General features: G+C 33.6%; 12 protein-coding genes. 3 read left to right on the forward strand and 9 right to left on the reverse strand.

Annotation, left to right across the window (positions count from 1 at the left end):
- The first annotated feature begins 1 nt into the window (after position 1).
- Together ABD011_RS01565 and ABD011_RS01570 are read left to right on the forward strand one after the other, a co-directional pair.
- The gene (locus ABD011_RS01565) at positions 2-2,404 is read left to right on the forward strand and encodes an FG-GAP-like repeat-containing protein (protein WP_343795220.1); all 2,403 of its coding nucleotides are present in this window, start codon (positions 2-4) and stop codon (positions 2,402-2,404) included.
- 69 nt (positions 2,405-2,473) lie between these two features.
- Positions 2,474-3,394, forward strand: coding sequence for an ABC transporter ATP-binding protein (locus ABD011_RS01570; protein WP_343795222.1), 921 nt, complete (start codon positions 2,474-2,476; stop codon positions 3,392-3,394).
- On the opposite strand, the gene ABD011_RS01575 is transcribed toward ABD011_RS01570, so the two are convergent.
- The 8 genes from ABD011_RS01575 to pdxA all read right to left on the reverse strand — a co-directional run bounded on the left by ABD011_RS01575 (position 3,378) and on the right by pdxA (position 10,151).
- The gene (locus tag ABD011_RS01575) at positions 3,378-3,827 is read right to left on the reverse strand and encodes a 3-oxoacyl-ACP synthase (protein ID WP_343795224.1); all 450 of its coding nucleotides are present in this window, start codon (positions 3,825-3,827) and stop codon (positions 3,378-3,380) included. The two genes, ABD011_RS01570 and ABD011_RS01575, sit on opposite strands and share 17 nt — an antisense overlap.
- Positions 3,828-4,940, reverse strand: a complete 1,113-nt coding sequence (locus ABD011_RS01580; protein ID WP_343795226.1) for an NAD(P)/FAD-dependent oxidoreductase — start codon at positions 4,938-4,940, stop codon at positions 3,828-3,830.
- A gap of 193 nt (positions 4,941-5,133) precedes the next feature.
- A complete protein-coding gene (gene accC / locus ABD011_RS01585) occupies positions 5,134-6,486 on the reverse strand; it encodes an acetyl-CoA carboxylase biotin carboxylase subunit (RefSeq protein WP_131506429.1) in 1,353 nt (450 codons plus the stop codon).
- Positions 6,487-6,577: 91 nt separating this feature from the next.
- Entirely contained in the window at positions 6,578-7,066 is a 489-nt protein-coding gene (gene accB, locus ABD011_RS01590; RefSeq protein ID WP_131506428.1) for an acetyl-CoA carboxylase biotin carboxyl carrier protein, read from the reverse strand.
- Positions 7,067-7,103: 37 nt separating this feature from the next.
- Positions 7,104-8,099 (reverse strand): beta-ketoacyl-ACP synthase III, encoded by a 996-nt coding sequence (locus tag ABD011_RS01595; RefSeq protein ID WP_343795229.1) that lies wholly within the window; start codon positions 8,097-8,099, stop codon positions 7,104-7,106.
- A gap of 181 nt (positions 8,100-8,280) precedes the next feature.
- The gene (gene rpmF, locus ABD011_RS01600) at positions 8,281-8,484 is read right to left on the reverse strand and encodes a 50S ribosomal protein L32 (RefSeq protein ID WP_129759835.1); all 204 of its coding nucleotides are present in this window, start codon (positions 8,482-8,484) and stop codon (positions 8,281-8,283) included.
- A gap of 8 nt (positions 8,485-8,492) precedes the next feature.
- Positions 8,493-9,032 (reverse strand): YceD family protein, encoded by a 540-nt coding sequence (locus ABD011_RS01605; RefSeq protein WP_129759834.1) that lies wholly within the window; start codon positions 9,030-9,032, stop codon positions 8,493-8,495.
- Between the two features lie 72 nt (positions 9,033-9,104).
- Positions 9,105-10,151, reverse strand: a complete 1,047-nt coding sequence (pdxA, locus tag ABD011_RS01610) for a 4-hydroxythreonine-4-phosphate dehydrogenase PdxA (RefSeq protein ID WP_343795232.1) — start codon at positions 10,149-10,151, stop codon at positions 9,105-9,107.
- A gap of 59 nt (positions 10,152-10,210) precedes the next feature.
- Between pdxA and ABD011_RS01615 the strand changes: the two genes are divergently transcribed.
- Positions 10,211-10,804: a riboflavin synthase gene (locus ABD011_RS01615; RefSeq protein WP_343795234.1), complete on the forward strand. Its 594-nt coding sequence runs from the start codon at positions 10,211-10,213 to the stop codon at positions 10,802-10,804.
- Here the strand turns inward: ABD011_RS01615 and ABD011_RS01620 are convergent, their stop codons facing one another.
- Positions 10,805-10,996 (reverse strand): PID-CTERM protein-sorting domain-containing protein, encoded by a 192-nt coding sequence (locus tag ABD011_RS01620; RefSeq protein ID WP_129759831.1) that lies wholly within the window; start codon positions 10,994-10,996, stop codon positions 10,805-10,807. It lies immediately after the preceding gene.
- Between the last annotated feature and the right edge of the window lie 134 nt (positions 10,997-11,130).

Consider the following 11,130-nt stretch of genomic DNA (forward strand, 5'->3'; position numbering starts at 1 on the left):
TATGAAAAAAATTACTCTAGTTTTATTTTTAATTTCGAGCTGCTTAAGTGCTCAAGTTTTAAATCAATCAGCCAATTGGCCAAATACCAACTGGACACTATCAGGAACCTATGATAGTAATCCATTAATTTTTGTAGAAAACCCAACAGTAGATTCATCAACATTTTCATTTGATGAAGACGAAGCTGGTGATAACTCTATAAATAATATTGCTGCTGTTTCTCCAGTAATTAATCTAACCAATGCTTATAATGCAGGGGAAACATGGATACTAGTAGACGCTAATTACGTTATTAGTATTTATCAAGATGAATCTTTAAGTTTAGAGTATTGGGACGATGACGCTTCGAGTTGGATTAGTTGGGGAACTCCTATTACCTCTAATTCATCTGGTGCGCCAAACAGCAATTTTTGTGCTGGTCCACCTGAAGCCTTAAATGCAGGTCATTTAAACATTTCAGCTTTTACTGCCAACCAACTGGCAAACTTTCAATATCGAATTCATTATAATGATAATAGTTCTTGGGGTTGGGGATTTTGTCTTACCTCACCAACCATTTACTCTCAAATGCCTCCTGCTTGTCCTAATATAACTAACCTTAGTGTGAGTAACGTTTCTTATGATTCTGCAGATATTTTTTGGCAAGCAGGTGATGTAGAATCATCTTGGGAAATAGCTATTCAATTGGCTGGAACAGGAGTGCCAACAGGTTCAGGAGAAAGCACAACTTATAATAATCCTTATGAGGCTAGTAGCCTATTAGACAATACAACTTATGAAGTTTATGTTAGAGGAAATTGTGGAGGTGGAGATTATAGCAATTGGATAGGTCCTGTTAACTTTACTACACCTGTATTATCTAGAGTTAACTTTACTCAAGATCCAATAGATGTTGCCTCTGGTTACGATTTAACTGTTGTAGACATGAACAATGACTTCTTAGACGATATCGTTTCTGTATCAAATACTAATGTAAATATTCATTACCAATTAAGTACTGGAGGTTTTAATGAAGCTAATTTACCGACACCTGAAGCTGACTTTATGCCTGGGTGGAGTATGGCAGCAGCAGACTTTGATGCTAATGGATATACAGACCTAGTTTATGGAAATACATTTGGAGTTACTTTTATGAAGGCAAATGATACAGGTACTGCTTTTACTGAAATCTCTGGTCCTGAAGACGTATTTTCTCAACGCACAAACTTTGTTGACATCAATAACGATGGGCATCTCGACGCTTTTGTTTGTCATGATGTTGCTCCTAACGTTTTCTATATTAACGATGGAAATGGCAACCTAACATTTAACCAAGGTGGATTAGGCGATTATTCATCTGGTGGTAATTATGGCTCTATCTGGATTGATTATGATAACGATAGAGATATTGATATGTTTATTGCTAAATGCGGAGGAGAAGTTGCGAGAAGAACCAATCAAATGTTAACCAATAATGGAGATGGCACTTTTACTGAAAACGCTACTGCCTTAGGACTTGACGACCCAATGCAGACATGGTCTTCAACTTGGGGAGATTATGATAACGATGGAGACATGGATGTGTTTGTTGGTGCAAGTTCAGGAAGTCACAAGTTAATGAGAAATAATGGTAATGGTACTTTTACCGATGTAACTTCTGGAGCAGGTGTAAGTACTGCTCCTACTGGTCATGAAAACGTAAGTTATGATTTTGACAATGATGGTTTTTTAGACATTGCTTGTAATGGTACAATTATGTATGGAAAAGGAGACCTCACATTTGAAGATATAGATAATGCGCAATTGAGTTACGCCAACGGATCGTTTGGAGACTTAAACAATGATGGTTTTATAGATGCTTACTACAACGAAACCATATACTGGAACAATACAACACCTAACAACTGGATAACAATTAATACTGTAGGTACAGTTAGCAATATTCATGGTATTGGAGCCAGAGTTGAAATTCATACAGATTCTGGTACTCAAATAAGAGACGTAAGAAGTGGTGAAGGCTTTAAATACATGAGTACACTTAATACTCACTTTGGTTTAGGCTCTCAAACAAGTATTAATAATATTACTATTTATTGGCCTTCTGGTATTATAGATATTGTTGAAAACCCAACAATAAATACTAGTGTAGTTGTTGTTGAAGGAGAAACTCTTGGGTTGGACGATACGCTAACAGATAACTTAATTATCTACCCTAACCCTACAAAAGACTTTTTGAATATTTCTCTTCCTGCTGATAACCTTGAAAGTGCTATTTACACTATTTTCGATATCTCAGGTAAACGTGTTAGCAATGCTAAATTAGATGGTTCAATCATAGATGTATCCTACTTAAGTTCAGGAAATTATGTTTTAAGAATCATTTCTGGAAATTCAATTAAAACTCAAAAATTTATAAAACAGTAACATACTTTTATATAAAATTTCTAAAATCGCTCAAGTAAATGAGCGATTTTTTTATGGTATTTTTGCAGCATGCTAAGCGTAAAGAACATTTCATTTAAATACAGTAAAGATTTTATACTTAAAGATATTGACTTCACTGTTAAAAAAGGAGAACATATCTCAATTATTGGCGAAAGTGGTTCAGGTAAATCAACACTGCTGAAGCTTATTTACGGAGAATTGGATTGCACCAAAGGACAGCTGTTTTGGAATACGACCGAAATTTTAGGCCCTAAGTATAATCTTGTTGTTGGCTATCCCTTTATGAAATATGTATCGCAAGAATTCGATTTAATGCCTTTTACTTCTGTTGAAGAAAATATAGGCGCATTCCTATCTAATTTTTTTCCAGAAGAGAAAAAAGAACGCGTTAATGAACTTCTTGAAGTAGTTGAATTAAATGACTTTGCCAAAACTAAAGTAAAACTGCTTAGTGGAGGTCAAAAACAACGTGTAGCGTTAGCTAGAGCTATTGCAAAACAACCTGAAATATTGTTGCTAGATGAACCTTTTAGCCATATTGATAATTTTAAAAAACAAAGTCTAAGACGAAATCTTTTTAACTATTTAAAAGCAAAAAACATTGCTTGCGTTGTTGCCACACATGATAAAGAAGACGTCTTAGGATATGCTGATCGAATTTTAGTCTTAAACGATTCAAAAATTGTTGCAAACAACACACCTGAAGCTCTTTTTAAAAATCCTAAAGAACCTTTAATTGCTTCTTTTTTTGGAGAGTTTAATACTATTGGTGGTCAAATTATCTACGCACATCAATTAAAAGTGGTTGAAAACTCTAAGCTGAATGTTACCGTAAAACAGTCTTACTTTAAGGGAACACATGTTTTAATTGAAGCTATATACAATGGAAGTTCGGTATTTTTTAACCACCATACCAAACTAGAAAAAAGAGCAAACGTGTGTTTAGAAGTTGTCACTCGACCTTATTGATTTTAAAGGTTTTATCTCTAAAAACAACCTCATCACCTATCCTTTTCCCTGTTAGTTTTTGACCTATTGGTGTTTGTGGAGAAATTGCAAAAAAAGCTATTCCGTTAATACGTATTTGACCAGTACTTATTGCTATAAAATAATTTAAATCGCTAGTGTAAACAACACTTCCTAAGGTAATTTTTAAAGTTGTACTTAAAGGATTTACTTTAAAAAGAACCTCTTTTAAAGCTTCAGCTTCTCTAAGTTGTTCACCTGCTTTTTCTCGCTCTAACTGAATCATAGCTCGTCCTGTTTCGTGCTTATCTCCTGCACTACTTTTGGTTTCAGAAAGTAATGATTGTTGAATTTCTTCTATGTTACGTTTGATAGCTTCAATTCTGTTTTCAACAAAATTTAAACACTGACTGTATAGTTCTTGCTTGATACTCACTTAAATTAACTCTGATAATTCTCTACCTATACTACTACCTATTGCAACTCCCATACCTCCTAAACGCACACCACAAAATACATTATTGGACACTTGTTTAACAATAGCTTTCTTTTGATTACCAACTCCCATAATACCACTCCATCTATGTTCAATTTCAAAAGGTGTATGAGGTAAAATGGTGGTTTTTAATAACAGCTCTAGTTGGTCTTGAATTAATTTGGTTTGATTAAATACTGTTGTTTCTTCGCCTTTAAAATCAAGATGTCGGCCACCTCCAAAAAGGATTCTATTATCAATATTTCTGAAATAATAATAGCCTTTATCTAAATGAAACGTTCCTTTTATGGGTAAGTTTTCAATGGGTTTTGTAATTAAAATCTGGGCTCTTGCAGGTTTTACATCTTCATCTAATAATTGAGACGCAAAACCATTTGTGGCTATTATTAGCTTTTTGGTTTTAAACTCAAATGCATTGGTTTTTAGATGAACCGAAGCAGTTGCTTCCTCAAATGCTTCTAGTGTAAGGTTGTTAAGTATTTTAATGCCTTTATGCAACACTTTTTCTAGTAAAGCTTCCATCATTAAACCAGTGTCTATTTGACCTTCAAACGGATTAAAAACGTACTTGTCTTTGATGTTTTTAAACTTAAAGTCGTTACCTCTTAAACCAAATACATCAGCCTTAAAAATAGAGTTTAACAAGCTGTTTACTGATTCTCGCTTGGACAAGCAATCTTCATATAATTCATGGTCTGTTTCAGAGAAAAGCTCATAACCACCCAATTGCTGATAATCTATCGCTTTATCAGATAAGTTTTCTCGCAATAATCGTAATCCTTCAATACGTTTTTTTACAAGGTTTACTACCTCTTCTTCTGTATGTGTGTTTAAATCATCTAGAATTTCGCTTAAGCTACCAAAACAAGCAAATCCTGCATTTTTAGTACTTGCGCCTTGAGGTAAAATCCCTTTTTCTAAAATTAAAATTTTAGCTTTTGGGTATTTATTTTTTAAGTGTAGTGCACAGTTTAAACCAACAATACCACTACCAACAATAGTAAAATCGATAGTGCTTAACCATGTTTTTATTTCCCAGTAACTAAAATTCAAAAAGACGAAAGGTTTATTACCGTAAATGTACTTATTTTTTAGTAGTATTTTTGACTTGTGTTAAGGATAGAAACGGCATCCTTTTTTTGAGGAACGAAGAAAAAAGATATAGTGAATAGCCTGACTTTTGCGCATGAAATAGCAAAAGGAACACCATAAAAAAACTCCGAATTTTCATTCGGAGTTCTATTATTTATTCTTCAACTTGTTTTTCCATTACAAAATCTTCCATAAACTTAGTGGTATAGTTTCCTGCTAAATAATCAGGATGTTCCATAAGTTGTCTGTGGAAAGGTATTGTAGTTTTAATACCTTCAATAACAAACTCGTCTAGAGCACGTTTCATTTTATTAATGGCTTCTTCTCTTGTTTGAGCAGTAGTAATCAACTTAGCGATCATAGAATCGTAGTTTGGCGGAATACTATATCCTGCATAAACATGAGTATCTAAACGTACACCATGACCTCCTGGAGCGTGTAATGTAGTTATTCTACCTGGAGATGGTCTAAAGTCGTTAAATGGATCTTCGGCATTAATTCTACATTCAATTGAGTGTAGATTTGGCGTGTAGTTTTTACCAGAAATTGGCACACCTGCTGCTACTAAAATTTGTTCGCGTATTAAATCGAAATCAATAACTTGTTCAGTAATTGGGTGCTCAACTTGAATACGAGTATTCATTTCCATGAAATAGAAGTTTCTGTGTTTATCTACAAGAAACTCTACTGTTCCTGCGCCTTCGTATTTTATGAATTCTGCTGCTTTTACAGCTGCTTCACCCATTTTTTTACGAAGTGCATCAGTCATAAAAGGCGATGGTACTTCTTCGGTTAATTTTTGATGGCGACGTTGTACCGAGCAATCTCTTTCAGATAAATGACATGCTTTTCCACGAGAGTCACCAACAACTTGTATTTCGATATGTCTTGGCTCTTCAATAAGCTTTTCCATATACATATCGTCATTTCCAAAGGCTGCTTTACTTTCTTGTCTAGCCGATTCCCATGCTGCTTTAAGGTTCTCTGGTTTCCATACAGCACGCATTCCTTTTCCTCCACCACCAGCAGTTGCTTTAAGCATTACTGGGTAACCTACTTCTTTTGCAAGTTTTTCACATTCTTCAAAATCGGCAATAATACCTTCACTACCTGGTACACATGGTACTCCTGCAGCTTTCATTGTAGCTTTAGCTGTTGCTTTATCTCCCATTTTAGAGATCATTTCAGCTGAGGCTCCAATAAATTTTATATTATGCTCTTCACAGATTTTAGAAAACTTAGCATTCTCAGATAAGAATCCGTATCCTGGATGAATTGCGTCAGCGTTAGTAATTTCGGCTGCGGCAATTATATTAGACATTTTTAGGTAAGACTCTGTACTTGGTGCAGGACCAATACAAACGGCTTCGTCAGCAAACTTTACATGTAAACTATCAGCATCTGCTGTAGAGTAAACAGCTACCGTTTTAATGCCCATTTCTTTACAGGTTCTAATAACACGAAGTGCTATTTCTCCTCTATTGGCTATCAGTATTTTTTTAAACATAACTAGATGAGTTTAAAAGTTTATGGTTTATGTGTTTAGAGTTCTAGCTAAAATAGTTTTGAACTTTTAACTGTAAACTTTAAACTTCGAATTATGATGGATCTACTAAAAATAATGGTTGATCGAACTCAACTGGTGATGCATCGTCCACTAGTACTTTTACGATTTTTCCTGAAATTTCAGATTCAATTTCATTGAATAATTTCATCGCTTCAATAACACACAATACGTCACCTTCTTTAATAGTGCTTCCTACCTCAACAAAAACAGGTTTGTCTGGTGAAGGCTTGCGGTAAAATGTTCCAATTATTGGAGACTTTATAGTTACATATTTTGAATCTTCATTTGAAGCTGCTGGTGCAACAGGAGTTGATGCTACAACTTCAGCTGCAGCAACTGCTGCTGGTTGAGCAACTGGTGTTTGAGCCATTGGAATTTGTTGTACAATGGTTGTTGCTTCTCCTTTATCGTCACTTCCTGTTTTAATGGTGATTTTTATATCGTCCATTTCTAATTTAACCTCGCTTGCTCCAGACTTGGCAACAAATTTGATTAAGTTTTGAATTTCCTTTATATCCATAATAAATTAGATTAGTTAATTAAATTGGTTTTATTAGTTAGGAATTATATGCCCATTTTAAATATATTGATCCCCAAGTGAATCCACCTCCAAAAGCAGCAAAAATTAAATTGTCTCCTTTTTTTAGTTTGTCTTCGAAATCACTTAATAGTAATGGTAATGTTGCAGATGTTGTATTACCATATCTATGAATGTTTTTAAGTACTTTAGAATCTTCTAAATTCATTCTACTTGCTGTAGCGTCTATGATTCGCATATTAGCTTGATGTGGCACTAACCAAGACACATCATCATGTGTTAGGTTGTTTCTTTGCATTATTTTTTCGCAAACATCAGCCATATTAGATACAGCAAACTTAAACACTGTTCTACCATCTTGGTGTACAAAATGTTGTTTGTTTTTTACAGTATCTTCATTTGGAGGCAATATTGAACCTCCTGCTTCTATTTTAAGAAACTCTCTTCCTGAGCCATCACTTCTTAAGTATTCATCTTGAAAACCTAAGCCTTCAGTATTAGGCTCTAAAAGCACAGCTCCTGCTCCATCACCAAAAATAATACATGTTGCTCTATCAGTATAGTCTATAATTGAAGACATTTTATCTGCTCCTATAAGTAGCACTTTTTTATATCTTCCTGATTCTATATAGCTAGATGCTGTTGACAAACCGTAAAGAAAACTTGAGCATGCAGCCTGCAAATCGTATGCAAAGGCATTGGTAGCTCCTATTTTAGTGGCTGTATAAACTGCTGTAGATGCTACAGGCATATCTGGTGTAGCTGTAGCAACAATTACCAAATCGATTTCTTTAGGATCGATTTGCTTTTTTTCTATTAAGTTTTCTGCTGCTTTAACTGCAAGGTAAGAAGTGCCTTCGCCTTCTTTTTTAAGTATTCTGCGTTCTTTTATACCTGTTCTGGTTGTTATCCATTCATCATTTGTGTCTACCATAGTCTCTAAGACTTTATTTGATAGTACAAACTCAGGCACAAAAGCTCCTACAGCTGTTATTGCTGCTGTGATTTTACTCATTGCTTATTAATTAGTTATCTCAAAAAAGGTGGTAAAAGTGTCAAAAACAAGTAACTTTTGTATAAAATCACCACTTTTTTGGTCAAATATTATGCAAATTAAGTTGTTTTTAAGACTTTCAAAAATTAATCATAAAAAAAACGCTCTGTTTAGAGCGTTTTATTGTATGCGCGCATAATAGTTATGCTAAATTTTCTTCTTTTTCAGAATTATCTATAAGTACTTGACCTCTGTAATACAATTTACCTTCGTGCCAGTGAGCTCTATGGTAAAGATGAGCTTCTCCTGTTGTAGGGCATGTTGCAATATGAGGCACTGATGCCTTATAATGTGTTCTCCTTTTATCTCTTCTAGTTTTAGAAATCTTTCTCTTAGGATGTGCCATTTTCTATATTATTTATCCGTTAATAGTTTTTTTAATGTATTCCAACGAGGATCAATTTCCTCTGATTGGGTTTTATTTTCTTCAGCTTTAGGGCTTAATTCTTCTAACTTTTTAAGCATTTCTGACTCTAGTGTACCATCTTCAACTCCTGGGTGAACCCTTTTTGCTGGAACTGATAATACTATTAGTTCATAGATGTATTGTGAAACATTGATTTCGTATTCGCCATGAGGAATAATAAGCACATCTAAATGCTCGTCATTATACTCTTCGCCAAACTTTACAACTAAATCAAAAGTACCTTTTACCTTTTGGTTATAAGGCTCATTTGACACATCACAATTAACGTTAACGTCTCCTTTTATTTTAAAATGTAATTCTAAAAAGGTTGTTTTTTTTTCAAAAAGCAATTCTGCTTTTACGTTAACATCATTAAACTCATCATACTCAAAATGCTCAAAGAACTTTTTATCAATTTGATAATCAAAATGATGTTTCCCTAGCTTTAATCCTACAAAAGGGATTGTATACTCTTTTAACAACTTCATATCCACATTCATTTTGAGCCTGCAAATATATAAATTTTTTATTAAGTAGCCGATGTTATAAACAATTTTTGTTTATATCTTTTTTGGCGCTTTTTTTAATGGGTTTTTTGAAAGCTCGTTATATTCAGTTCTATTCTTAAATATTTTTAATGCTGTAAAGATGGCTTCTTTAAAAGAACTTTCGTCTGCAATACCTTTTCCTGCTATTTCATAAGCTGTTCCATGATCTGGCGATGTCCTTATTTTAGCTAAGCCAGCAGTAAAGTTTACACCATTTCCAAAGGCAATAGTTTTAAAAGGAATTAATCCTTGATCATGATAGGAAGCTACCACAGCATCAAACCCTTTATAGTTGCCTGAACCAAAAAAGCTATCGGCTGAATATGGTCCAAAAACCAATTTTCCTGATGCTTTAATTTTTTGTAGTGTTGGTCCAAGCACTTTATCATCTTCATTTCCAATAACACCATTGTCTCCTGCATGAGGGTTTATTGCTAAAACTGCAATTTTGGGCCTATTAATTCTGAAGTCTTTTTTAAGTGAGGTATAAACCGTATGTATTTTGTCTTCGATAAGTTGTGGCGTAATATGATTTGGCACATCTTTTACAGGAACATGATCAGTAAGCAAGCCTACTTTTAACGAATCAGTTACCATAAACATGAGGCTTTTACCACCTATAACTTTAGCAAGATAATCTGTGTGTCCAGGAAATTTGAACTTATCAGATTGTATATTATGTTTATTAATAGGTGCTGTAACCAAAACGTTTATTTTATCACTTTTAAGTGCTGATGCAGCAGTCTCTAAAGACCTTATAGCAAATTGCCCAATTTTTGGGTCTTCCTTACCAAACTCAATATTGACATTATCTTTCCATGTATTAAAGACATTTACTTTACCTTCAACTATTTGGTCTAAATTATTTATACCATGAAAGTTTATACTACTATTGAAATGTTTTTTAAAAAAGGACATCACTTTTACTGAAGCAAAAACAACTGGCGTACAAAAATCAAGCATTCGAGAGTCTTCAAATGCTTTTAATGTGATTTCTGGCCCAATACCGTTTAAGTCTCCTATAGAAATTCCTACTGTAATTTTTTCTTCTTTTTTCATTAAAATACTTTCTTAGTGTGTATTTTTACAGTTACAAATTTAACCATTTATTCGACATTATGTTTACAGGAATTATTGAAGAAATAGGTACCCTTACCAAGTTAAGCCATGAAGATGAAAACCTAGTTCTTACAGTAAAAAGTAATATTTCATCTGAACTTAAAATAGACCAAAGTGTATCTCATAACGGAATATGCTTAACCGTAACAAGCATTGGCAATAATGAACATACCGTTGTTGCTATAAGAGAAACATTAGCAAAAACTAATCTTGGTGGTTTAAAATTAAACGAAGGTGTTAACCTTGAAAGAGCAATGAAACTTGGTGATAGACTAGATGGTCATATTGTTCAAGGTCATGTTGACCAAACAGCAGTTTGTGCTTTTAAAGAATCGCAAAACGGAAGCTGGTTATTTTCTTTTAAGTATGATGATTCACTTAACAACATTACAATAGAAAAAGGTTCTATTACTGTTAATGGTGTTAGTTTAACGGTTGTAAACTCTAAAAAAAATGAATTTAGTGTTGCAATTATTCCTTACACTTATGAACATACAACTTTCAAACAAATAGAGGTTGGTGATACAGTAAACTTAGAGTTTGATGTTTTAGGCAAATATATAACTAGGCTTCACGAGTTAAAGCAAGAGTAATTACTTTATTTTCTTTTTTATTCCATAAAATAAACCTATAGCTACCAGAAAAGCAATACCACCATCAATAGGAAGTCCTGGTGGAGGTGGAGGGATTGGAGGAGGAGGTGTTCCATCTACTTGAGCGTTGCATACAAAACTTATTAATACAAATAAGATTGAGGCTAAAATTTTCCTGTTTTGTATTCCCATTTTTTACTTTTAATGTATAAAAAGTAAGTTATTAACCCTTATTTTAAAAGTAATGATTTATAAAACTATAGTGTCAACAAAATTTTTAATCGCTTCTAAATAAAAGTATTCAAACTTGAACACATATACTGTTA

The sequence above is a fragment of the Gaetbulibacter jejuensis genome, from assembly GCF_039524015.1.
GTDB lineage: Bacteria > Bacteroidota > Bacteroidia > Flavobacteriales > Flavobacteriaceae > Gaetbulibacter_B > Gaetbulibacter_B jejuensis.